Annotated in this window: 18 protein-coding genes; all 18 read right to left on the reverse strand. The window is 47.8% G+C overall.

The window, feature by feature from the left end:
• Nucleotides 1-42 precede the first annotated feature (42 nt).
• Complete coding sequence (locus tag EM595_RS11680; RefSeq protein WP_067432063.1) at nucleotides 43-1,329, reverse strand: ABC transporter ATP-binding protein; 1,287 nt, start codon at nucleotides 1,327-1,329, stop codon at nucleotides 43-45.
• Nucleotides 1,329-2,123, reverse strand: coding sequence for an ABC transporter permease (locus EM595_RS11685; RefSeq protein WP_067432066.1), 795 nt, complete (start codon nucleotides 2,121-2,123; stop codon nucleotides 1,329-1,331). Before EM595_RS11685 ends, EM595_RS11680 begins: the two co-directional genes overlap by 1 nt.
• Nucleotides 2,120-3,502, reverse strand: coding sequence for a phosphomannomutase CpsG (gene cpsG / locus EM595_RS11690; RefSeq protein ID WP_067432069.1), 1,383 nt, complete (start codon nucleotides 3,500-3,502; stop codon nucleotides 2,120-2,122). Before cpsG ends, EM595_RS11685 begins: the two co-directional genes overlap by 4 nt.
• Before the next feature lie 14 nt (nucleotides 3,503-3,516).
• On the reverse strand, nucleotides 3,517-4,932 hold the full coding sequence (locus EM595_RS11695; protein WP_067432072.1) for a mannose-1-phosphate guanylyltransferase/mannose-6-phosphate isomerase: 1,416 nt from the start codon (nucleotides 4,930-4,932) through the stop codon (nucleotides 3,517-3,519).
• A gap of 517 nt (nucleotides 4,933-5,449) precedes the next feature.
• Complete coding sequence (gene galE / locus EM595_RS11700) at nucleotides 5,450-6,463, reverse strand: UDP-glucose 4-epimerase GalE (protein WP_067432075.1); 1,014 nt, start codon at nucleotides 6,461-6,463, stop codon at nucleotides 5,450-5,452.
• A 47-nt stretch (nucleotides 6,464-6,510) separates the two neighbouring features.
• Nucleotides 6,511-7,404 carry a UTP--glucose-1-phosphate uridylyltransferase GalF gene (gene galF / locus EM595_RS11705; protein WP_067432078.1) on the reverse strand — a complete coding sequence of 298 codons (894 nt, stop codon included), beginning with the start codon at nucleotides 7,402-7,404 and terminating at the stop codon, nucleotides 6,511-6,513.
• Between the two features lie 285 nt (nucleotides 7,405-7,689).
• Nucleotides 7,690-8,847 carry a glycosyltransferase family 4 protein gene (locus tag EM595_RS11710; RefSeq protein WP_067432080.1) on the reverse strand — a complete coding sequence of 386 codons (1,158 nt, stop codon included), beginning with the start codon at nucleotides 8,845-8,847 and terminating at the stop codon, nucleotides 7,690-7,692.
• A gap of 705 nt (nucleotides 8,848-9,552) precedes the next feature.
• Nucleotides 9,553-10,845 carry an oligosaccharide flippase family protein gene (locus tag EM595_RS11715; RefSeq protein WP_067432082.1) on the reverse strand — a complete coding sequence of 431 codons (1,293 nt, stop codon included), beginning with the start codon at nucleotides 10,843-10,845 and terminating at the stop codon, nucleotides 9,553-9,555.
• Nucleotides 10,846-10,847: 2 nt separating this feature from the next.
• The gene (locus EM595_RS11720) at nucleotides 10,848-11,801 is read right to left on the reverse strand and encodes a glycosyltransferase family 2 protein (protein WP_067432084.1); all 954 of its coding nucleotides are present in this window, start codon (nucleotides 11,799-11,801) and stop codon (nucleotides 10,848-10,850) included.
• Nucleotides 11,802-11,930: 129 nt separating this feature from the next.
• Nucleotides 11,931-14,153, reverse strand: coding sequence for a phage tailspike protein (locus EM595_RS11725; protein WP_067432085.1), 2,223 nt, complete (start codon nucleotides 14,151-14,153; stop codon nucleotides 11,931-11,933).
• Between the two features lie 61 nt (nucleotides 14,154-14,214).
• Nucleotides 14,215-15,249 (reverse strand): glycosyltransferase, encoded by a 1,035-nt coding sequence (locus EM595_RS11730; RefSeq protein ID WP_067432086.1) that lies wholly within the window; start codon nucleotides 15,247-15,249, stop codon nucleotides 14,215-14,217.
• A gap of 63 nt (nucleotides 15,250-15,312) precedes the next feature.
• On the reverse strand, nucleotides 15,313-16,065 hold the full coding sequence (locus tag EM595_RS11735) for a glycosyltransferase family 2 protein (RefSeq protein ID WP_067432087.1): 753 nt from the start codon (nucleotides 16,063-16,065) through the stop codon (nucleotides 15,313-15,315).
• A gap of 59 nt (nucleotides 16,066-16,124) precedes the next feature.
• Complete coding sequence (locus tag EM595_RS11740) at nucleotides 16,125-17,252, reverse strand: EpsG family protein (protein ID WP_067432089.1); 1,128 nt, start codon at nucleotides 17,250-17,252, stop codon at nucleotides 16,125-16,127.
• Nucleotides 17,253-17,387: 135 nt separating this feature from the next.
• Nucleotides 17,388-18,293 (reverse strand): glycosyltransferase family 2 protein, encoded by a 906-nt coding sequence (locus EM595_RS11745; RefSeq protein WP_067432092.1) that lies wholly within the window; start codon nucleotides 18,291-18,293, stop codon nucleotides 17,388-17,390.
• Between the two features lie 104 nt (nucleotides 18,294-18,397).
• Nucleotides 18,398-20,575 carry a tyrosine-protein kinase Wzc gene (gene wzc, locus EM595_RS11750; protein ID WP_067432095.1) on the reverse strand — a complete coding sequence of 726 codons (2,178 nt, stop codon included), beginning with the start codon at nucleotides 20,573-20,575 and terminating at the stop codon, nucleotides 18,398-18,400.
• A gap of 12 nt (nucleotides 20,576-20,587) precedes the next feature.
• On the reverse strand, nucleotides 20,588-21,022 hold the full coding sequence (locus EM595_RS11755; RefSeq protein WP_067432096.1) for an arsenate reductase/protein-tyrosine-phosphatase family protein: 435 nt from the start codon (nucleotides 21,020-21,022) through the stop codon (nucleotides 20,588-20,590).
• Between the two features lie 16 nt (nucleotides 21,023-21,038).
• The gene (locus EM595_RS11760) at nucleotides 21,039-22,172 is read right to left on the reverse strand and encodes a polysaccharide export protein (RefSeq protein WP_067432097.1); all 1,134 of its coding nucleotides are present in this window, start codon (nucleotides 22,170-22,172) and stop codon (nucleotides 21,039-21,041) included.
• A gap of 308 nt (nucleotides 22,173-22,480) precedes the next feature.
• Nucleotides 22,481-23,914 carry an undecaprenyl-phosphate galactose phosphotransferase WbaP gene (wbaP, locus tag EM595_RS11765; protein WP_067432103.1) on the reverse strand — a complete coding sequence of 478 codons (1,434 nt, stop codon included), beginning with the start codon at nucleotides 23,912-23,914 and terminating at the stop codon, nucleotides 22,481-22,483.
• Nucleotides 23,915-24,231 lie beyond the last annotated feature (317 nt).

Here is a 24,231-nt window from a genome sequence, read left to right on the forward strand (position 1 = left end):
CTCGTGGGATTAACGCGCATTTCATGAAAATTTCCAACTATTTTACTTTTTCACAACTTTCATTTCTGCAGGAATATATAGCATGCCACCAAAGTTCTCTTTAAGAAGTTCAACAGGTGTATTAACTGTGAAAACTTTAACGCAGAAAATACGATCATAAAAGTCCGATGAATAGGGTTCAGGTTTGATTCCAATGTCGATTCGATATTCTCCCATATAAAAAGGAATAACAAATTCCCAGCTCATTATAACGTGATCACCTGCCTTAAGACTTTCAAGGCGAGTACCGTAATAGTTTGAATTCATGCTTAATACAGGAAATCCATTTTTATCACCTATAAGCATGCCAACACAGGCTTCAGCAGGGACATCTCTATTGCATCGAATTACGGCCTGAACGGTAACTTTATCTTTGGCGTAAAGGGTAGCAATCTCTTTTCCCTCTGCGTTTAACATTTTGAAATCGAGAAATTCTAAATCCAGGCTTCCAGCATTTTCCTGCAGCGAATTTTGGCGAAGATTATGATTGACCGTAATATCAGGATCCAATTTATGATTAACAATTAATCCAGTATCTTCTTGCTCTTTAATTGAAATTTTGTTTTCAACGAGGGAATTCTGGTAGAGATCACAAACTTTTGCAGCTGAACCAAAAGCTTTTACTTCTCCCTCAGCAATATAAACAGCACGAGAGCAAAACTGCCTGACTTGGAAAAGTGCATGGCTGACAAAAAGAATAGTTACGTTATCTTCAAGCATCTTATTCATGCGCTGCATGCATTTGGCTTGAAAAGCTAAATCGCCCACGCTCAATGCTTCATCGACAATTAATATATCAGCTTGAACGGCTGTTGCTACGGAAAATGCCACACGGGCTTGCATACCACTTGAATATGTCCGCACAGGAGAATCGAAGTACTCTCCTATGCCTGCAAAATTTTCAACATCACGTATGACTTCATCCATGTCATCTTCTGTTATACCCAAAAGTTGACCTGCGATAATCGCGTTTTGACGCCCAGTAAAATCTGGGTGGAATCCCATTCCTAACTCAAGTAGTGCGGCAATACGCCCTTGTGATTTTACTTGGCCTGATGTTGCAGCAGTCGTACCTGTAATAATTTTTAGTAACGTACTTTTCCCTGCGCCATTTACACCGATAATACCTACAGCTTCACCTTTTTCAATTTCGAAAGAGATATCCTTTAAAACACACTTTTCGTGAAAACGATTTTTTTTACTAGGTAATATCCACTCCAGCAAGCGATCTATTTTTCGCGGGTACTGTTTATAACTCTTACTGACGTTTTCAACTTTTATGCTGTACATTATAATTCATCCACCATATCTGCCGCATGTTTCCGGAAGAGATAAAGCCCCAACCCACAAAAAATTATTGCTAGAGCAATAACCCATTTCATGGCAAAAAAGTCTGGCATTGTGTTATGCACGAAAACCTCATGATAACCATTAATGATAGACGTCATTGGGTTATAACTTAGCCATCCCTGAGCCCAGACAGGTAGAGTAGTATAGACGTAGACTACAGGCGTAAACCAAAACCAGAACTGGAGCAGAACCGTGACAAATTGCCCTACGTCGCGGAAGAAAACATTTAGTACACCTAGTGTAATTCCAAGGCCACTGGCGAACAACACCTGAACTATCAACACAGGAATAATAAACAGGATGTTAAATCCAGGAAAATTGCCCGTCACCGCCAGGAAAAAGATAAACAGTGAAAATATTATCAAAAAGTTCATTATGCATGACAATATTATTATTACAGGCAAACAAATCCTTGGGAAAGTAACCTTTTTTAACAGATTTGCATTTTCAATAAATACAACCTGCATTCTGGATAAGATTTCAGCAAATAAACCCCAGGTAAGAATGCCTGAGCACAAATATATACTATAAGCAAATGGGCCTGTTGACTGAGGCAATCTAGCTTGCATGAGTTGTGAAAAGATTACAGTGTAAACAGTTATCATGGCGAGGGGCTGTAAAACTAACCATGCAGCCCCTAGTATGCTCATCTGGTAGCGAGACTGAAAATCTCTTTTTACGCTACTCCATATAAAACCACGATATTTTAATATCGCTAAGAGTATATCTTTCACTTATGGACTCCGTTAAGCAAAGCAAGAATATCTGAAGTTTTCTCATTCATTAGCGCGGAGTTATTTTTAGATTCAACGTTTAATCTTATCAATGGCTCTGTATTTGAAGTTCTTAAATTGAAACGCCAGTCTGAAAAATCCATACTAATCCCATCTGTCAAATCTAATACACACTCTTCGCTTAAGTAACATTCTTTAATAATCTCTATTTTTTCTTCCGCATTTAAAACTTTAGAATTAATCTCCCCACTACAAGGGAACGCCTTCATCCTTTGCGAAACCAGCCCGGATAACGTTTCACCTTTCACCGCCAGCAGTTCCGCCACCAGCAGCCATGGAATCATACCGCTGTCGCAGTAAGCGAAGTCACGGAAATAGTGGTGTGCACTCATCTCACCGCCATAAACCGCGTCTTCTTCACGCATGCGTTCTTTGATAAATGCGTGGCCGGTCTTAGACATTACTGGAACACCACCCGCTTTGGTGACCACATCAATGGTGTTCCAGGTCAGACGCGGGTCATGAATGATTTTCGCGCCTGGCTCTTTCTTCAGAAACGCCTCAGCCAGCAGGCCAACGATGTAATAACCCTCAATGAATTCGGCATTCTCATCAAACAGGAAGCAACGGTCGAAGTCTCCGTCGAACGCAATACCCATATTGGCCTGATGCTCACGTACTGCATCAGAGGTATCTTTACGGCACTCTGGCAGCAGTGGATTAGGGATGCCGTTCGGGAAAGTTGCGTCAGCCTGGTGGTGTACCTTAATGAAGCTCACCGGCGCATTAGCCTGCTGGAAACGCTTTTCAATCTCATCAATGACGTGACCGGCAGCACCATTACCTGAGTTGATCACCAGCTTCATGGGTTTGGTGAAGTTGTTCAGGTCAATATAGCCCATCAAATGATTGATATAGGCATCCAGGACTGAGATCTGCTTATAGCTACCACGTTTGCTCTCTTCAACCTGTGCGAAATCGTTAGCTTCAGCCAGTCGCTGAACATCGCGTAGTCCGGTATCTCCGCTGATGGGACGCGCACCTTCCCGCACTAACTTCATGCCATTATAGTTCATCGGGTTATGGCTGGCGGTCACTTCAATACCGCCATCAATCCCTAAATGAAAAGTCGCGAAGTAGATCTCTTCTGTTCCGCTCATACCGATATCCAGCACATCGGTACCTGCATCCCTGAGTCCGTTTGCCAGCGCCAGCTTAAGTGATTCACTGGTCTGGCGAACATCGCCACCCACTACAATGGTCTTAGGCCGGATAAATTCGCCATAAGCGCGACCAATGCGGTAAGCAATATCGTCATTGAGTTCAGTACCCAGCTCACCACGGATGTCATAAGCTTTAAAACAGGTCAGTGCTGCCATGATCTTGTCTGTCCTTACTTACTTGCAAACTGTTGTTTAATCAAAATGAGGTCATCATCGCCAAGATAGGAACCTGACTGGATTTCCAACAGCTCTAATGGAATTTTGCCTGGGTTTTTTAGCGTGTGAGGATGGCCGATTGGAATAAAGGTGGACTGATTTTCGGTCAGCAAAACCGTTTTATCCTGAATATTAACTTCTGCTGTTCCGGAAAGAATCACCCAATGCTCGGTTCGGTGGTAATGCATTTGTAACTGAAATGCTTCGCCCGGCTTAACCGTGATCCGGTTAACGTTGAAACGTTCTGTCTGTACAACAAGGTCACAACGACCCCATGGCCAGTAGGTTTCACGGTGGCGGCGATATTCACTACGACATTCATTTTTGAGAAACTCAACAACCCGCTTTACATCCTGTACCTGATCGCGACGCGCAACCAGTACGGCATCTTTGGTATTAACAATGACCAGATCCTCTACACCAATGGCCGCAACAAGCTGATCGTCAGTATTGATGTAGCAGTTTTTGGTGTTGTGCAGGAAGGTATCGCCCTTTAGCGAATTTCCCTGGCTATCTTTGTCATTCACTTCCCACAATGCTGACCATGAACCAACGTCGCTCCAGCCTGCATCAAGTGGAACCACAACCGCGGCATCAGTCTGCTCCATTACCGCGTAATCTATGGACTCATCAGGACAGGCAATAAAGTCATCCTTATCGATATTAATAAAATCATTGCCTTCCTGAACATTAGCCATAGCACGTCGGCACGCTTCAAGAATATCTGGACGGAATTTCTCCAGTTCCTGCAAATAGCGTTTCGCGCGGAACATAAACATGCCGCTGTTCCAGTAGTATTCGCCTGACTGAATATATTGCTGAGCAGTAGCGAGATTCGGCTTTTCAACGAAACGTTGAACCTTATGCGGCGCTTCGTTTTGTTCATTCACTTTGTCGCCACGATGAATGTAGCCATAACCGGTTTCAGGCCCCGTTGGCACAATACCAAACGTAACCAGGCTCCCCTGATCAGCATAAGCGGTGGCAGTGGCAATTGCGCGATGGAAGGCAGCTTTATCATCAATAATATGATCGGCGGCTAATACCAGTAAGATGGGATCATCACCCTGCTCTACAGCGTTCAGGGCTGCCAGAGCGATAGCGGGAGCAGTATTGCGACCAACAGGCTCAAGAATGATGTTGTGTGAGAGCTTATTAATTTGACGAAGTTGTTCCGCTACGAGGAAACGATGCTCTTCATTACAAATAACCATTGGCGCACGCACTTCAATCCCTGCCAGGCGGTTCACCGTCTCCTGTAACATTGAGTTTTGACCATGCAAACAGATGAACTGCTTAGGGTAAAGCTCTCGTGAAAGTGGCCACAAGCGACTACCGGTTCCACCGGCCATAATAACAGGAAGTAACATTCAACAACCCCTAACGATTTTTTACACGCCATACCATTTGATGTGTGATTAGTTTTTGCGCGTAATACAAAAATTATCCACGCTACCGCCCCTGGCTTTCAGCTGCCAAAACGCTGTTTTTAACTCTTACTCGTTCCCAAAAGCGCTCTGCTGTTTGGTTTTTAAGCGAAATTTAATGTGTAAACCAGAGCAAATACTACAGACAGAAAGCGAGAATTTACATCGCTTTCTGGCATTTATCTTACAAAGCTTATTCTCTAATGCTTAACAGAACTGTAGGGTTCCTGACGGTAATAAACCTGGTGAATAATCAATCATTCCATAAGCTTAGTAAGATGTAAGCTACATAATTTATCAGAACTAAGTGGTGTTTCGACGCAGGCAAAAGGAAATTTATGATTATGCGCATAGTTTTGCGCAAAATTTTGAAGAGGGATGTTAAGACGCAGGGGTAAAACGAAAAAGCAGATATGTCTGACTATAAAAAACCCGGCGATTAGGCCGGGTCAGTTTCACATCATCTAAACCCGTTCGGGTTCTTCGACTGCCAGTTCCAGGTGTCGCGCATCATCTCATCAATGCCACGCGAAACACGCCAGTTCAGCTCTTTGTCGGCCAGAGAAGCATCGGCCCAGAACGCAGGCAGATCGCCATCGCGGCGCGGTTTGATTTCGAAAGGAATTGCTTTACCTGCAGCTTTCTCAAATGCCTTGATCATCTCCAGCACCGAGTAACCTTTACCGGCACCCAGATTGTAAGCCTTGTAGCCTTCAACCTTGCTCAGATGATCCAGCGCTTTCAAATGCCCTTGCGCCAGGTCGACAACGTGGATGTAGTCGCGCTGCGCGGTGCCATCTGGCGTCTCGTAGTCGCCACCAAACACGCCGAGTTTATCGAGGCGGCCGATAGCGACCTGAGCAATGTAAGGCAGCAGGTTGTTAGGAATACCGCTTGGATCTTCGCCAATCTCACCTGATTCGTGTGCGCCGACCGGGTTGAAATAGCGCAGCGCAATCGCTTTAAATTGCGGTTCAGCTTTCGCGAAGTCCTGCATCACCAGCTCAACCATCAGCTTGGAGGTGCCGTAAGGGCTGGTTGTGCCGCCAATCGGCGTCGTCTCAACGTAAGGCACCGGCGCATTAGCACCATAAACCGTGGCCGACGAACTGAAAATGAACTGATAAATGCCAGCGTTGCGCATCTCTTCCAACAGAACAACGGTACCCGCGACGTTATTTTCATAATATTCGAGCGGCATACGCGTTGATTCACCGACTGCTTTAAGCGCAGCGAAATGAATAACCGCAGAGATATCGTGAGCGGCAAACAGGTCACGCAGGCAGGCGCGATCCAACACATCGCCTTCGCAGAACACGGCTTGCTTGCCGGCCAGCTTCTCAACGCGATTGATCGACTCACGGGAAGCATTGCTTAAGTTATCCAGCACCACAACATCATCACCGCGCTGCAGCAGCGCCAGTACCGTGTGCGAACCGATATAACCCGCTCCGCCGGTTACTAAAATAGCCATGTGAACTCCTTTCTGCCGCACATTCGCGCGGCAATGATTGGTCAGCGTTACTTAGCCAGCAGCTTCTGAATGCCTGCGCGGAATTCGCGACCCTGCGCATTGTTGCGTAAGCCGTAAGTCACAAACGCCTGCATGTAGCCCAGTTTACGGCCACAGTCATAGCTTTTGCCGGTCATCAGGCATGCGTCTACTGGCTTACTTTTGCTCAGGCTGGCGATCGCATCCGTTAACTGAATACGGCCCCATACGCCCGGCTCGGTTTTTTCCAGCTCGGCCCAGATGTCGGCAGACAGCACGTAACGGCCTACCGCGCCAACGTCTGAATCCAGCTCAGAGGCGTTCTCTGGTTTTTCAATGTAATCAGCGATTGTACCGACATCACCATCATTCTGCAGCGGCTCAGTGGTTTTAATCACTGAATACTCATGCAGATCTTCTTTTGACATCTTGCGAGCAAGAACCTGGCTGTGACCGGTTTCTTCAAAGCGCGCCACCATGGCAGCCAGGTTGTAACGCAGCGGATCGGTAGCGTTGTCCAGCAGGATATCCGGCAGCACCACCACAAAAGGGTTATCGCCAATCATCGGACGCGCGCACAGAATAGAGTGGCCCAGGCCCAGTGGCTGCGCCTGACGCACATTCATGATGGTTACGCCCGGCGGACAGATAGACTGCACTTCGCTCAGCAGCTGACGCTTAACGCGGGATTCCAGCAGCGCTTCCAGCTCATAGGTGGTGTCGAAATGGTTTTCCACTGCATTCTTGGAAGCATGAGTGACCAGAACGATTTCCTTGATGCCTGCTGCAACGCACTCGTCAATGATGTACTGAATCATTGGCTTATCAACGATTGGCAGCATCTCTTTAGGAATGGCTTTTGTCGCAGGGAGCATATGCATACCGAGACCCGCAACCGGGATAACTGCTTTAAGCTTGGTCATATTTTTTCCATATAAATGAAGTAGGAATGTTCATCGATTATGCATTAAAGAGATGATTCGCAAGTATAATCATAATCTGAAAAGTAGAGGAAGATTGTCGGAAACCGCGCCACGCTAAGCCGTTATTTCTGCTTTAAATTAACGTGTTGGCGATCACCGCAACACTCTTGCAGTGGAAATAAGAATAGTTCGATATTGGCAAGGTGACGATCGGCTGGATCAAAAGAAGGTGTTAATAACTGCGTCTGGCAGGCAGTAATATCCGCCCTGCCAGACTAAGGCCAATTATTGGTTATAAATTGCGCGCAGTTTTTCGCGGTAGGACGTTAAGTCATGTTCCGTTTTAATGCGCTGAATGGCCGCATTGGCTTTTTCCAGAATTTGATCCGGATTAGCGACAACGTCCATAATGATCGTTTTCAGCTGCTCAATATTACGCTGGCGCAGGCTCAGTTTTTCTTCTTCAGAGCGGATTTCATAATCACGTTCATCGTTCAGGGTATTAACGACCTGCCAGCCCACGCTATCCGGGTTGATTTCAGGCAATGCCCTGACGTTGGTGGTGATGACCGGACATCCACAGGACTGCATCTCCAGCACCGAGAAACCATAGGTTTCGGCCCAGGTTGGCAGCAGGCCAATATCAGCTTCCTGAAACAGTGCCAGCACGCTTTCGTTCGGCATAAAGCTGTGGTGAGTGAAGATGTCATGTTTAGCAATGGCGGCCAGCGTGCTTTCAGAGAAAGCTTCATCGTCCTGAAACTCGTTCAGCGCATAGTTGTAGGTTTTTTTCAGATCGCCAATCAGCGTCACTTTCACCTGATCGGAACGCAGACGGGACTCTTCAATCAACTCACAAAACGCCTGCACCACTTCCCCGCCACCCTTGCGAAAAAATTCATTGCCGATAAAGACAAAGTGTACAGGGCTTTGTGCATCACGCGGCAGGCGATGCGTGGTATGCAGCTTTTGCGGTGGGTGCATTACCACGGTTTTTTTCAGGATTGCCTGAGAGAGATCGCCATTGTCGAGCAGTAGCTTTTGCTGCATGTGCAGCGCGGCTTTTGACAACGCAATCAGCGCCAGACAGTTATCGGCGGCCAGGTAAGGAACCAATTTTTTCAGATGGTTAATATAATCAGGGCCGTATTTACGTCCCTTTTTCTCAAACAAAATACGTGGCGTATCGGTTTCAAAAGTGGCTAACCATTTTTTATCGGTGATAGCGACATCATTAAAAAGATGAAAAATGTCGACATCCTGATGCCCAGGCGAACAGAGTGGTTTAAAAACGAACACCTTCTTTTTTTTGAGAATTCTCATCGTTAAGAAGTTTATATAAGAATAAATATTTCTATATTTAAAATTTACATATTCGTTATTGGGATCCACTTTTATTGTTCTTTTTTCTGGATAATTATCGTTAGAAATACCCACTCTCATAAAACCACCTCATCAAAAAACATAAGCTCTGAATGATATATAGCTATTTATGTCACATGCCATGCTGTGTACCACAAATATACAAGAGTGCTTTTCAGGGCCATTTTATGCATGACAGGTCTTAGGTCTGTCGCAAGCGCTGGGCGTAACAGAGTGAAACGCCAAATTTTTATCGCTTACAGCATCATCGACTTCAGAATCCCGTCTGCCGTTGCCTGGCTCAAACACGTCCTGCGCCTGTATATCCGGCTTTTCATCCACTGTCCTGGATACGGTCAAAGTTGGTGACAGTGTAGATTAAATAGCATGAAACACTAACAACTCAATCATAAGAATTTTCTCAAATTCATCCCTACCTAAATAGGAGAACACTAAGTAATCAAAGCTATTTTTTGATATTTGCGTCTCACTTAAAATGAACTCTATTTTTCACTGGCCGCTTTTATTTCAACAAAAACGGCAGCCGTGTATTTTTAATCATTGGAAATAAAAACCACACTTATCAGATGCCAGAAGATTTGATTAAAAATAGTAAGCGTTCATCGTGCCGGTAGGGATAGCAATCATAATAGCTATTACCGGCAGAAAGAATCGGAAAGCGTTGAAAGTCTCGAATGCCAATAAGATTCAGATTATTGCCACACCTGAAAGCAGCAAGCCAGCGCATCTCCGTATGCAACTGGCTTGCTAAAGCGCATTATTAGATTAAATATTTTTCAGGTTTTTAATCTGCGCAGGTGACAGGCTGTTAAGTAAAATGCGCGCTACCTTGGTTTTCTTATACATGAAGTTGAAAACCGTCAGGTTCAGTATTTCAATCAGCAGCAGACTCATTACCGCCCCTTCAATACCATAATGAATGGTCATGAACCAGGTCAAAGGCACACTCAGAATCGCCGAGGCGACCATTTTTTTCATGATGAAAGAGTAGCCTTTGGTTTTGATAAGAATGTGATAAACCGCGGAGCCGCACATTCCTAAGGTGGTTGATGCCAGGATAATTGGCACAATGCTTACTGCATCACGGTATTTCGCACCATACAAAATATCAATCAGGTAAGGCGAAATCAGCCAGATAGCGACCGAAATAGTGGTACATACCAGTAAAATCATGGTCACCAACAGAGAGATGTAATCTTCATTCTTCTTCAGATTGTTGATCTGATAGAAACGCGGAATGAAAGATGAAATCAGTGCGGTTGGCATGAATGACCAGGTACTGGCGATAATCAGGGCGCAGGCGTAGATCCCTGACCAGGCATAGCCCATCACGCTGGCAATGATCATCATGGGGATTTTATTGTAGATGTTGGCAGCCACGCTGGAGACGGCAAATGGGACAGCAGTGCCAACCAGCGCTTTAATTTTCTTCGCCCGCATGGAAGCAAAGACACTGGACATTTTGTTAATGCGGCTGAACGTCAGGTATTTTATGGTTACGGCAATCAATGGGCTAATGATTAGCGGAATAGCGAACCAAAGCACATGCAGCTTGAGTTCAACAAACACCAGACGCAGCACCAGCGCGGTGACCAGGCCAGCAATATTACTGATGGTATTAAGCTTGGAGCGCAGCATATAGTTGTTGATAATTGCAATAAAATCAACAGACAATAGTAGCTGGGAAATCATTACCGCCAGAAAAAGGCCCATTTCCACGCGATCGTGGATTTTTCCGTCAAGCCAGCACCAAATAATGAACAGCAGGGAAAGTACCGTAAAGACCGTGGTACGGATGATGCACATTAATATAGAGCGCATTTCTCCCTGACGGGCATTGTAACTGCCCTTCTTCAAAACTAACGGATCCACGCCCATTGATGAAATGATGTAGATCATCGAAAAAGAGGTGGTTGCCAGCGAAAGCACGCCGTAGTAATAGGGCCCAATGTATTTCGCCATGGCGGCGGTAACGATAAAAACGCCCGCTATCGAGATGATTTTTTCAAGCGCCATCCAGATAGCATTGCGGTAGCGCATATCAATTTTTTTGTACATTTTTACTTCCTGGTAATCTGGTTAAATAAACCGTAGGTATGAGTAACGAGTAAAATGTACAGGAGTGATTCTTTTACAGACGTTAACGGAAAAACAGGAATATTGAGTTTTTTATGCTCATTAACATAATATTTATAAACGTTTTTTTCTTTCAGCTTTATTCTTTTTACGGTCATCGCGTTAATATGATGTTTCTTTTCTGGCCGCGTATTTTTAACTTTATCGAGGCTGGCAATGTTTTTTAAATTAGCCTTGGTCATATCGGCGATTTTGCCCGGTGATTCTACCGTACTCAGCGTATCGGATAGATAGCGATTATGCTGATAAATAGACCAGGTGCCCATATGCACTTTTGGATCGCGACTCAGCACATCAAGTACAAAACAGCGATCTTCTGAATGATGCATGGTTTCATCAAAGCGAAATTCGCCAATGGCACTGCGTTTGAAAAAGCGGTTCCATACGGTATTCAGACAGTTATTATTGCCAAAATAGTTAAAATCCTGCAAAAACTGTGCGCTGCTCATCTGGCCAGTCGGCGAGAATTTTTTCTCTTCGGCACGATTTTCCCAGGTAAAAAACAGTCGATAAGGAAACACTAACATTTCAGCATCCAGCGTTCCCAGCTCATTGACTGCCTTAGCAGCGTCGGGCAGGATCAAGTCATCCGGATCGCAGAACCAGACGTAATCGGACGAAGCATGCTTCAGCCCTTCATTACGAGCGGAAGAGACACCGCCATTTATCTTATTAATCAGATAAAAATTATCGACGGCCAGTTCGGTAATTTTGGTCTGAATGCTATTTGCACTGTCATCAGTGGAACCATCATTGACCAAAATGATATTCACTTTATCAGCAGGTAGCACCATTGCCGATCGTATAAAGTCTTTCACCAAATCCTGTTTGTTATAAACAGGACAAATAATATCAAGTTTCTTTTGTGGAATATTCATGCGTTTTACTCGGTTAAAATTTAAGTCAGCCGATCCCTGCTTTACACACGATCAAGATAATGCTGTGAGAGGAGGTTTTTGAGCCACAGCCCGGCAGCTTAAGGGCTACCGGGCCATAAAGCCGAGTGGTTATTTAATCGCGTAATAAGGCATCGCAACCTGCTTACCATTAATGACAACGGAGATGTAGCCTTCGACTTTATCGGTATTAACCTGTTCAGGACGAAGGGCACGCGACTCCATCAGCACATCGCCTTGCTCATTCGCGCCAAAACCTGCTTTACCGTTGTGGACGGAAAAGCGCTGCAGGGCTTTGTGGGTGCTGGCACCGGCAGGCTGACTGACAAACTTCATCGTGCTGTCAAAACGGGCACAGCGGCCAACCATAAAGCGATCTTTCGCCGTGGTTTTCATTAGCACACCGGCGGAAGCGAGCCAGCCAGCGAGTTTGATGAAGACACGCGCATCGGTGTCATAAGGTGCATCGACCATCACATCGACAATCGGGCTGACGCCTTCAGCATGCCAACTCGCTTCTGCCTTCTGCGTTTTGCGCTGCAGGCTGATGATCGCTTTGCCACCGGTGGTTTTACCGCCGGTAATATCGCTCAACACCTGTTGGTCAGTGCCTTTGTTGTAAGAGGATTGACCGAAAATCTCAATCTCCCAACAGTCGCCGACATCCGGGCTATACAGATTACCCAGCTCAAACCATTTTTCCTGATTTGAGTTGTTTTCGATGCGAAAACGCGAGGTCAGATAGTTATATTTCATGCTGCCATCAACGGCAACACCGTAGGATTCAACGCGTGTGGACCCTCGTTCCCATGCGCTCAGCCACTCTTCGCCGGTGTGTGAGTTATCAATTTTGCTGCCAACCTGCAGGTTGGTCTGGCGCGTATTCAGGCGTGAATGATGCGCCAGCAGAGGGTTTTTACAACCTTCCATACTCAGCGCATCAATGATCCACTGGCCATTAGAAATATCGCCCGGATTTTCAGTATGCTCAATCCAGCCATTATGGATAATTGACTGGGTTGCACGCGGCAGGTTTAGCACCATACCGCCGCTGCAGTTTTGGGCATTGAAGTTAGAGAGTTCAATGGCGGTACTGTGGTCCCAACTGCCCTGCTTTCTGCCAGACCAGGCAGATTTGATCACGTCGCCGGTACAGCGCGAGGCGTACCACTGGTCAATTTTGCAGTCGAGCGTATCCAGCATGCTTAGCGCGGTGCCGCCAACAAAATTGAAACGCAGGCAGGCTCCACGGAAGAACTGACCGCCGGCACAGGTATTTTCGAAAAAGCCCTGTTTGTTAGGGTTTTTGTTCACCTGACCATCAAACACCAGGCTACTCAACTCGACGCGGCGTGCGTTCACCTTAAAGATAAACGCCGATTTGCCATCCGACACAATGGTCGTTGCCGGGAAGTAACCAAAGTTGACCATGGCGCCAGACACCCGGAAAAAGCCGGTCTCTTTCTCACCGAAATCACAGCCGGACACAAAGAACTTACCTGCGGGAAACTGCACGCAGATCTGCTGGTTAGCGTCCTGTGACCACTGATACATCGCCATGATGATCGGCGCCGTATCGGTTTCACCGTCAGCAATCGCACCGAAATCAAACAACGTCAGGCGGTTATAATCTTCCACCACACGACGCCAGTGGAAATCGCTGCCGCTGCTGAAGATTACGCCGCCGTTGTCTTTAGCCGCGGTAAAGCTGCCAACAAACTCGCCGCCGCCGACTTCCAGGCCTTCATGCCAGCTTTTCAGCTTGATTTTGGCGCCTTCAAACAGTGGGCGTGTTTTACGCAGCTGATCAACCGAGGGAATCTCCCCGATCAGCTGATAGCCCGTTGGCTGCGCCAGACGCTGGCTAAAGTCAGCACTGTTCGGACGAGAGACATCAGGCATAAAGAACAGCTGCTCGCCGTTGTCATCATAGACCGCCATCGAATGGGACGGGTTGGCGATCAACGCCGCGTTATCCGCAATGAACTGATCGAAATTGCCGCGATTCAGCGTAATGGGCTGCTGAATTTCAGAGACTTTGCCGTCGGCATTACGCAGGAAAACCGGAATGGTATTGCCACTTTTGGTCGGATCCACGCCCGCTTTGCCAATCCACAGTTTGCCCTGGAAGTTGTGCCAGAACTGCGGTGGCATGGTATAGACGTTTTCCGGCGTCAAAATGGGTACATCCGCTGGCGGAATATCTTTTGGATTCACGTCTTTCAGGTTTAACGTGCCGGAGCCACTCTTCGCGGCATAGCTGGAGAACGTGCTGACGGAAACGGCGGCTACAATTGATGACACCGCTGTTTGCAATACTTCTCTTCTTTTCATTCGTTCAATCCCGTGGTCAATTTTACCCATTAGCAGGCGAGAAACAGTTTCCCAGAGGGGTTTACACCAATGACAGCCAACGCTGCTTAATGGTTGCGCCGTCGAACTTCAGCGCGGTGGCCTGAGTATTGGCGCTCATGGCATAGAAGAGCGCGTCATCGTGGGCCAGTTGATTCATTTTTTCGATAAAAGTCTGCTTGTCGTTCATCGCCACCAGGAAACCATCCTGCTGGTCGTTGATGATTTCCTGCGGGCCAGTCGGACAGTCGTAGGCAACCACCGGCAGTGACCAGGATTTTGCTTCCAGCAGCACCAGCGGCAAGCCTTCGTAGCGCGAGGTCATCAGCGCCATGTCGCTGTCGCGATAGTAATCATTGATATTGGACACCTTGCCGACAAAGTTCACGCTGTTGCTGATGCCCAGCATTTTCGCCTGCTGTTCCAGCGTCTGACGTAGCTCGCCATCACCGGCAATCACCAGTTTCCATTCCGGATTGGTGCTGACAAAGCCCTGCCAGACGTCGAGCAGCAGATCGAAGCCTTTCTGGTGATCCAGTCGGCCTACCGCCAGCGCCTGGCGATGACGCTGGGTGCGCTGATAGTTTTTATATACCACCGGATTAGGGATAGCGGTACTGCTGATATGCCAGTTGGAGAACACCTGATGATCTTTATCGGTCAGTACGATGACTTGATCGTAGTAGCGCAACATCAGGTATTTCAGGCACTGAATCGGCTTGCTGAATGATTTGATGGCGATATGTTCGCAGGCGTAGGTTTTAGCGCGTTTTTTCTTCAGTGACAGCATGCTCCACAGCGCAAACATCACGCTAAGGCGTCCCATGCTGATCAGGAAAATGGCATCAAAATCCTGCTGCTGAATACGCTGAACCGCCGCTTTGATCGGATTAGATTGTCCCTCAAAGCTCACGATCTCTTTAACCTGACTAAACGGATAAAAGGTCTTTCCGCTGCCTTCCAGAGAATAGATGGAAACCTGATGCGCTTCGCCAAGGCACTCTGACATGAAGTTACAGATATTTTCTGTGCCTGCGTAGGAATAAGCGTCTTTAATGACCAGCACGACTCTTTTCATCGTTACTCTGTCCACCTCAATTGCGTTCAAAAACAAAGAAGGCCGTTACCGGCCCACAAAAATTTACCGATGCTTCAACGTGAACAGTACGCCGTTAACCATATACCAGACGTAATAGTAATATACTTTTAACGGGTTGTTTTTATAGATAATTCTTAATAGTTCCAGATGCCATTTCGCGGCTTTATTTTTATTACGCGACAGGGAATCGCCCAGTTCGTAATAGTTCACGAGGATCTTTTCAATCACGCGTACCTGTTTGTAGCGGGTAAACAGCTCATACAAAAACAGGAAGTCTTCGTGACCTTTGCGCTGGAAGAAAATGCCCTGTGGCGGCCGGCGAAAGCAGACCGAAGAGAAACAGACGCGATACTGCTTCTTCACAAAGCTGTCCTGCTGCAGGTAAGGCTTTGACCAGGTAATATCGTGATCGGCGCTTTTGGTTTTGTAGTGATAATGCGAAATCACAAAGTCGTCACCGGCAGCGATGGCCGCCGTCTGCAGCGCCAGCTTATCTTTGTGCCACTCATCGTCGCTGTCGAGAAAGGCGATGATCTCTTCTGTCGCCGCACGCAGGCCAACGTTGCGGGTTTCTGCCGCGCCCATATTGACGTCGTTATCGAGAATGGTGATGCGCGCGTCCTGACAGTGTTCGCGCACGAAGGCCAGCGAATCATCGGTCGATTTATCATTCACCAGATAGATGTGCCAGTCCGGATAAGTTTGATCAATGACGGATTGTACCGCGCGCAGGATGGTCTGCCGCGCATTGTACATTGGGATGATAATGCCAACTGTACCAACGTGATTGTTCATCTGAGTACCTGAATTAAAAGAGTGCCAAAAAAATTGCTCCGTAAACGGAGCAATTGAAATCAGAAGAGGCGATACACCGCGGCTAAACTCCAGCCGGTGACCGACTGCGGCGAGAGAATGGTGTTGTATGCTAAGTAGTAGGTTGCCATGCCGCTGAGTAGCGCTACGTTGAGCGCAAGATTGCGTATTCGCATCATCAACAGGGCGAGCAGCAACGGTTCCGCATGCAGAAACAGGTTACCTACCCTGCCGCCCAGAATGGCGAAGTCGGAGAACACCATACGCACCGCCGCACCAATGGCGTAGGCGATCAACAGCAGATACGGCAGCCGATCTTCTTTCTGTATCGCGTTTTTACCCCAGTACACCACCATAAAAAACACAATGAAGGCGATGTTTTTCAGGTTAGCGAGGCTGATAACCGGTGAATTGTTATCAAAGGTCGTACCGACGTAACTGGTGGCACGGTCGCCCACCACCGGCACAATCCCCAGCGAATCAAGAAAGAGCTTTTTACCACCAATAAAGCCAAGTGGAATTGCCAGGAACACCATCAGCAACGGCCAATATTTACGCTGCGGCAGAAACAGAAACGGAATCACCATCACCAGCGCATAACCGGTGGAGTGAGACTGGGTGCTCAGCACCAGCATCACCGCTGACCAGATAAATTTGCGATTCACTGCCAGCAGAATGCTGGCGATAGCAAACGCGCTACAGAGTCCGAATCGAATCTGGTTCATGTCTTTGTTGATGAACAGGTGCGTTGAATAGAGGCACAATGAACAGAGAATCAACGGCGAATATTTTTTATAACACCAGGCATTCGTGCTGACGGCAACGATCGCCACGAACAGCAGAAAATAGTAACTCTCTTTAGTAAAGAGCGATAACAGGCCTGCTAATAAGGTAAAGAAATTCTCATAACGATAAATCTGGGCGACGGTTGAGAAATCACTGATATGCACCTGATTAGCAAGATCGTGAAAGAAGCCCAGATATTGCCAGTCATCGATACCGCTGCCAGGTCCGCGCATACCGGCAAAACAGATCAGCAACACGGTGAAAATAAAAAACAGGTAGTTCACCATGGAGCGCGTTTTTACTTCCCGAAGCTGGTTTATTGCTGCCAGTTCAAACACACAAAAAACTAAAATCGTGTAGCTAATAATCCAATAAATCGCCATTCACTTTCCCACCGGATGGTTACCCGTTATAACTGATGCTGCCACAACGATACGGTCGCCCGTTAGCCGGGTTCGCTTCCCGTCTCGTCGAACGGCAACACCAACTATGTTGGCTATATATTTTTAGCGATAACCTTATTTCCCGGCAAAACGCCCTTTAACCTTATCTTTCAGGCGATTGATAAAATAGGTACGGTTATCTTTATTCGTTAAGAAGAAATAGCGAGCAAAACTGACGCTGGCGAGCAGCGACTTGCCATCCATTTTGTATCTCAACGGTAATTTATAGGCTTTATACGTATGAATATCGCGCTGTGTCAGGTGTGGCTTCATGCTGTCCAGCCAGAAATGAGAATACTTAACGGATTCTCCTTTGTGTTTGGAGCCAAAGGTGGTGATGAGATGATAGTTAGTCAGCGGCTGGTCAATCATGAAAAATTCAAAGCCAAGGCGATCGGCACGAATGCAGAAATCATAATCCTGATGGCGCACATAGCGCGTATCAAACTTAATCTCAGCGGCGTATTCGCGTTTCAGCACGATGGTGCTGGTCTGGATAAAGCCGTAACAGCCAAACAGATACTCTGCCACGGTTTCGCCTTTGGCCACCGGCTGCATCGGCATCACCTTAAGAAAGCTGCCGTCCTGGATAATGTTCACCTGGCTAAAAATCACGTAGCGACTTTTGCCCTGCGCTTCCAGTTCTTCGATTTTCTTTGCCGCAATCATCAGTTTGTCAGCGCGCCACTCGTCGTCTGCGTCGAGAAAGCTAATGAAATCACCGGTGGCTAAATCGATGCCTTTGTTACGCGCACCTGCACCGTTGAGTTTCTCCTGGGATAACACCAGGTTGATGTTCAGGTCACGATAACGTTCGCCCTGCACCACTGCCGCCAGCGCTTCAGCATCATTCGATTTGTCATCAATGATGATGACTTCAAAGTTGCGGTAGGTTTGCGCCGCCACGCAGTCAAGCGTGGTAATAATCGATTCAGAGGCGTTGTACGCCGGGATTACGATTGAAAAGCGGATATCCTTCATTGCCTGGCACCTTTTTAACGTCAAAATAAAAGGGTTACATAACGCACGTGCAAAAACAGAGGGAACCTGCCCGCCAGCGGCAGAAAAGGTTCCCTGTGCAGTTTTTAGCTTTTAGCGTTTTTGTAGCTGTAATCGTAATAGTCGTAACCATGGCCGTAAGCGTTAGACGCTTTACGCACCACTGCGTTAAGAATCACACCTTTAATTTCAATGCCATTCTGTGCAAAGCGCTTGTAGCTGACATCCAGCTCTTTAGTGGTGTTGCCTTCAAAACGCGCCACCATCAGCGAGGTACCGGCCAGCTTACCGATAATTGACGCATCGGTTACCGCGAGGATTGGTGGCGTATCGATCAGCACCAGATCGTAGTTCTCGCTCGCCCATTCCAGCAGTTCCTGCATACGACGATGCATTAACAGCTCTGATGGGTTTGGTGGAACCTGACCGCGTGGCAGGAAGTCAAAACCGTATTCGCCGCGCTGAATCAACGCAGGGGTAAACGGTGTCTGGCCAGAAAGCACGCTGGACAGGCCCTGCTTGTTCTCTGCGCCCAACAGTTCGTGGGTATAACCACGACGCATATCGCCATCGATAAACAACACTTTCTGTCCCGCTTTAGCAATCAGCGCCGCCAGGTTAGAACAGATAAAGGTTTTACCGATGCCCGGGCTAGCGCCGGTGATCATCAGGATGTTGTTCTTCGCTTCCATCATCGCAAAGTGCAGGCTGGTACGCAGGCTACGAATTGATTCGATGGTCAGGTCAGTCGGGTTACCCAGCGCCAACAGCGTGTTGTGCGGATCGGCTTTAACTTTGCTGCCACCGCGCGCCAGCGCTTCAGTATCTTTCTTACGCTGCCATTCGGAGAGCGGTACGCTGGCATAGACGTTCATGCCCAGCTCTTCCAGCTGCTCAGGGTTTTCAATGCCGTGATGGAACATCGCTTTCAACAGCACCAGGCCAACGGAAAGCACCAGACCGGCCAGCAGGCTGGCAAGAATGATCAGCGATTTCTTCGGCGCAATAGGCATTCCCGCCGTTTCTGCGCTGTCGATGATACGCACATCACCCACGGTTGAGGCTTTGCTGATGTTCAGCTCTTGCTGACGATTCAGTAACTGAACGTAGATTTCCTGTTCAGACTGCGCGTCACGCGTCAGGCGTAAAATTTCCTGCTGCGTTTTTGGCATCTGCGAAATACGTGTATTCAGCTTCTTCTGCTCATCAACCAGCGTCTGACGTTTTTCCAGCAGCGCACGGTAGGTTGGGTGATCTTTGGTATAGAGCTGTGAAACTTCAGCTTCACGGAAGGTCAGTTCATTCAGCTGCGTCTGCACGCTCACGGAAGAGTCCAGCGCCGCTTTCGCTTCCAGTGACATATCAACCGAGTCATTCTGACGGCGATACTGATTCAGCTTGTCTTCTGCTGCGTCCAGTTTGGCACGAACGGCCGGCACCTGAACCTGCAGGAACTCAAGGCTCTTCTGCGCTTCTTCTGATTTACGCTGTACGTTCTGCAGCAGATAGTTTTCAACGATACTCTGCAGTACGTTACTGATTAATACCGGGTCTTCACCGGTGTAGCTCAGTCCCAGCACGCCAGTGTCTTTACCTTTATCGGCTACAGACAGGTTGCTGGTGATCATTTTAATCGCCTGCAGGTTAGTCAGCTTGGTCACCTTGAAGCTGGTGCCCTCTTCCGCTTTGATATCGCTGACCAGCATGGTGACATCACCGTGCTGCTCCAGCTGGCCAACTTTACCTTTGAACAGTTCATCACCGTTGAAAGAGACGCTGTAGCTGTCCGGGCCTTCTACTTCTACTTTCACTGCACGCGGTTCAAAGCTGCGTGGCAGATCGAAACGAGAAATCGCGATCTGTGCAGGTTTGTTACCCATCAGTCGTGCCAGGCCTTTGCCAATCACCGGCAGATATTCCTGCTCGATCATGGTATCCAGACCTAAATCTTTGACCGTTTTACCAATCACCATACGTGAGTTGATAATTTCCACTTCGGTTGCGGAGAGCGGCTGTGAATCAGGCAGCATTGACTGCAGGTCGTTCAGTACGGTATTGGCGTTTTTGCTTTCTACCTGTACCAGCGCATCGGCATTATAGATTGGCGTTGCGAACAGGCTGTAAAGGGTACCCATCAGCATAAAGAAAGCCGTAACGGCCACTATTACCCAGCGATGGTCAATCAGTTGTCCCACAAGGTGCGCCAGATCTAATCCACCCGATTCCTCTTTCGGCGCACTCAAAACCTTATTTTTTGTTTTCATGGATAATCTCAGCTATCGGCTTAATACGTTCACCCATTTCTGGGTAGCGTTGTCCAGTAATTCATAGACCGCAACAAAAGCCTCCCGGCTTTTGCGAAAGGGATCGGCGATTTCTCGCTGGTTGAGCCAGTGCCCCATCAGCATCGTCTTGCCACGTGCGGCCGGATCGATCCGATTCACCTGTTCAATCTGATCTTTTTCCATTACCAGGATGAGATCGAACTGGCGGCACAGACTCGAGGTCAGCTGCTGCGCTTCATGGCCTGCCAGCGACAGGCCATTTTCTTCAGCAACATCGGAGGCGGTGGCGTCAGCGGCATGACCTTTCAGCGCGCTGAGGCCCGCTGAAACGATCTTTTTATCCGGTAACGCCCGCTTTAACAGCCGTTCAGCAGTCGGTGAACGGCAGATGTTGCCAACGCAAACTACGAGGACAGAGTTAATCATCGTTACAACCCGCTTATCAGTAGGTGCGGATACGACTGATGCTCGACGTAATGTCATCAACGCCAGAGATGGTCGGCAGAAGCTGCGAAATCACGCGGTTCCAACGAGTCAGAGGTGTTGAGGTAACATAAACGATGTCATACGGCTCCAGCTGGAACTCGGTGCCCATGACCATCGCGGCGGCATCTTTGGTATTCAACTGATAGATGTTGGCGATTTTGGTGCGGTTGCTGCCTTTAATCGGACGGATAACAAATACGCCGGTGGCGTCAGCTAAGGTCTGATCGATGCCCTGCGCGCTACCAAGTGCTTCTGCCAGCGTCATGCCGCTGCGATCCATCTTCAGGGTGGTCTGCTGCTTCACTTCACCCATGACGAAGATTTTCAGGTCATCGTTACGTGGAACAAACAGAATGTCGCCGTTATAGAGCAGGTGGTTCTGGCTCAGATCACCATTTTGCATCAGCGCCTGCAGCGAAATACGCTGCTCCTGACCGTTATGGGTCAGAATCACGTTACGCCAGTCAGCATCAGCGGCCAGGCCGCCAGCGGCGTTAACGGCGTCCAGAACGGTCAACGGCACGTTAGTGATCGGTTGCTGACCAGAGGTGGTCACGGAACCGGTCACGTAGGCTTTCTGCGAACGGAACGACGCCAGGCTGACATCAACCTGTGGGCTTTCGATGAACTGGGCCAGGCGACGGGCGATTTCTGTACGCACGTCGGTCACGGTACGACCCATCACGCGAACTTTGCCGATGTAAGGATAGAAAATAGTGCCGTCAGCGTGTACCCAGTTGCCGGTGTCGCTGGCGCTACGATACTGACCTGCTGGCGTGGTTAACTCTGGGTGATCCCAGACGGTAACGTTGATCACGTCGCCCACACCAATGCGATATTCGTAGTTCTGAAGTTCCAGCTGCAGGCCGGGATTGTTTTGCGCAACCACTGGACGTGGACGCATAGATTCCACCAGACGCGGTGTCATCGGAAAGACGTTAACGTATTTATCAATATCGAAGTTGCTGTCTTGCTGCTGTATGACATCTTTACCACTGGTTGAAAGGTGCTGACCTGGTTCGATTGTGCACCCTGACAAAAAAGTGGCGGATACCAAAAGAGGTATCAATTTAGTTTTGATTGTAATCATCTAGAATCATCGCTATCAGTAATTTGATTGATAGTGGCGAGAACGCCGCTGTGTTAGCGTCAAATGAGTATGCTTATCCACTCATACCCTGAAAAAGTGGGTCATTATCATTCGCTCCCTGGCTTTTTTACATTGTCGTCACGGAAAATGCCGACACTATAAGAGCACATTATTTTTAGTTTGTGAGAAAATAATGTCTTTTCGGTATTCCGAGAACTCCAGCTCCTGCCAAAGACATTCCCAACACGGCTTACGTCTGCCACCTTCGCGTGCATTAAGGCGTTGTAAACAACGCCTTTCCGTTGCGTTTAATACGCGCCGTCTCGCTTAAGAACCACACCGACCGTTTTGAACAGGATGGCGATGTCATTCCATAAGGACCAGTTCTTCACATACCATGAATCGAAGTAGACGCGGGTTTCGTAATCAACATCATTACGGCCGCTTACCTGCCACAGGCCGGTCATACCCGGTTTGGCCATGTAGTAGTAATCGACATCACCCGCATAACGACTCAGCTCATCTTCAATCACCGGACGCGGACCCACCAGGCTCATTTCGCCACGCACCACGTTCCACAGTTGCGGCAATTCATCGAGGCTGGTTTTGCGAATAAAGTGACCGACTTTAGTGATACGCGGATCGTTTTTCAGTTTGAAGTCTTTATCCCATTCGGCGCGGGCGACCGGATCGGTGCGCAGCACCTCTTCCAGCACCTCTTTCGAGTTCACCACCATCGAGCGGAACTTAAGACACTTAAACTTACGACCATTGAGACCAACGCGTTCGTGACCGTAGATTGGTGCGCCGCCATCGCGAGAAACCAGGAAAATCAGTACGGCGAGCGCAGGCATCAGCATGGTCATGATCGCCAGCGCACCAACGATATCGAAAACGCGCTTAACGAAACGCGAGGTGCGTTTTGCCAGGTTGTTGTTCACACGCAGAATCATCACTTCATGGCTAAAGATATAAGCCATGTCTGTGCCGTAAAGCGGTACGCCGCGCAGCGAAGGAATCACCGATACTGAACGACAGTTATGTTTGGCCAGCGTCTTCAGCCAGATATCACTGTACTGACTCTGCTCATATTCAACCGCAACGATAAACTGCGTTTCGCCATTAACACGCTGCCACAATGCATCTTCATTCTTCAGAATTGGCGCGCCGCACAGCATGGTCTCTTCAGACGATTCGTCAACATCGTAGAAAGCGATAACGTTGAAGCCCATCACCTCTTCGCTTTGCAGCGCGAGGAAAGCTTCGCGGGCGTTTTTGCCGCTGCCAATAATGATGGTGTCTTTCTTCCACAGCTTGTAATGGTTAAGCACGCGTTTGGTAATGGCGCGGCCCAGTGGCAGCATAATCAGCACCAGCAGCCAGGTGACTAACCAGACGTAGCGAGACATTTCCCATTTTGACAGAGCGGAAATCGACAGGTCGATGATGGCAAAAATAAAGACCGTACGTAATATTTCCTTGAGCTCGAACCAGAACGGCTTGCGGTAGGTGAAATGACGCAGGCGGACCCAGAACCAACCAATACAAATCACTGACAGACAGATGTGAGTCAGAATTTTCAGATTCAAATCTTTTTCGCTAATATTTGCCAGAGGATCGACCGGCAGCATATTTATTAACGACAACGCGATGAATAACGCTGCGTTAAAACAAATTAAATCTGAAAACGCCAACAACAATTTAGTAAATAAGCTTTTAAAAGTAATTTCATTATCGCGCATGTTTGACTCTTTTATTTTATTATCCCTGAAGCCCAGGACGTTTCTTAACATGATTATTCGCTTGACTGTTGACTCACGAATAAGCAATCAATCGATTCCGGGTTCACAGCAACGTTCATCAATGTCCGGCAAGATAGTGGTTGGTGACGCTTTATTAAGGCTAAACGGTGATTAATTCCTGCTAAATCAACAACAAACGATTTAAGGAACGCTACCGCCCCTGGCTTGTTGCTGCCACACTGCATGGTAAATCCCGTTTTCATCTTGTCGCTGCTGGTGCTGCTCTGCCTGATGTGTAGTGGTTCAAACGTGGCTAA

Origin of the sequence: Duffyella gerundensis (assembly GCF_001517405.1) — a bacterium.
GTDB lineage: Bacteria > Pseudomonadota > Gammaproteobacteria > Enterobacterales > Enterobacteriaceae > Duffyella > Duffyella gerundensis.

Bases quoted from the DNA above. Each gene is read 5' to 3' on its own strand.
- EM595_RS11740 (WP_067432089.1), bottom strand. From the start codon at position 17,252: ATGGCGATTTATTGGATTATTAGCTACACGATTTTAGTTTTTTGTGTG.
- cpsG (WP_067432069.1), bottom strand. From the start codon at position 3,502: ATGGCAGCACTGACCTGTTTTAAAGCTTATGACATCCGTGGTGAGCTG.
- EM595_RS11730 (WP_067432086.1), bottom strand. From the start codon at position 15,249: ATGAAAAGAGTCGTGCTGGTCATTAAAGACGCTTATTCCTACGCAGGC.
- EM595_RS11695 (WP_067432072.1), bottom strand. From the start codon at position 4,932: ATGTTACTTCCTGTTATTATGGCCGGTGGAACCGGTAGTCGCTTGTGG.
- EM595_RS11710 (WP_067432080.1), bottom strand. From the start codon at position 8,847: ATGAGAGTGGGTATTTCTAACGATAATTATCCAGAAAAAAGAACAATA.
- EM595_RS11735 (WP_067432087.1), bottom strand. From the start codon at position 16,065: ATGAACAATCACGTTGGTACAGTTGGCATTATCATCCCAATGTACAAT.
- EM595_RS11715 (WP_067432082.1), bottom strand. From the start codon at position 10,845: ATGTACAAAAAAATTGATATGCGCTACCGCAATGCTATCTGGATGGCG.
- EM595_RS11725 (WP_067432085.1), bottom strand. From the start codon at position 14,153: ATGAAAAGAAGAGAAGTATTGCAAACAGCGGTGTCATCAATTGTAGCC.
- wbaP (WP_067432103.1), bottom strand. From the start codon at position 23,914: ATGCGCGATAATGAAATTACTTTTAAAAGCTTATTTACTAAATTGTTG.
- EM595_RS11720 (WP_067432084.1), bottom strand. From the start codon at position 11,801: ATGAATATTCCACAAAAGAAACTTGATATTATTTGTCCTGTTTATAAC.
- EM595_RS11680 (WP_067432063.1), bottom strand. From the start codon at position 1,329: ATGTACAGCATAAAAGTTGAAAACGTCAGTAAGAGTTATAAACAGTAC.
- EM595_RS11760 (WP_067432097.1), bottom strand. From the start codon at position 22,172: ATGATTACAATCAAAACTAAATTGATACCTCTTTTGGTATCCGCCACT.
- galF (WP_067432078.1), bottom strand. From the start codon at position 7,404: ATGACCAAGCTTAAAGCAGTTATCCCGGTTGCGGGTCTCGGTATGCAT.
- EM595_RS11745 (WP_067432092.1), bottom strand. From the start codon at position 18,293: ATGAAGGATATCCGCTTTTCAATCGTAATCCCGGCGTACAACGCCTCT.
- wzc (WP_067432095.1), bottom strand. From the start codon at position 20,575: ATGAAAACAAAAAATAAGGTTTTGAGTGCGCCGAAAGAGGAATCGGGT.
- galE (WP_067432075.1), bottom strand. From the start codon at position 6,463: ATGGCTATTTTAGTAACCGGCGGAGCGGGTTATATCGGTTCGCACACG.
- EM595_RS11755 (WP_067432096.1), bottom strand. From the start codon at position 21,022: ATGATTAACTCTGTCCTCGTAGTTTGCGTTGGCAACATCTGCCGTTCA.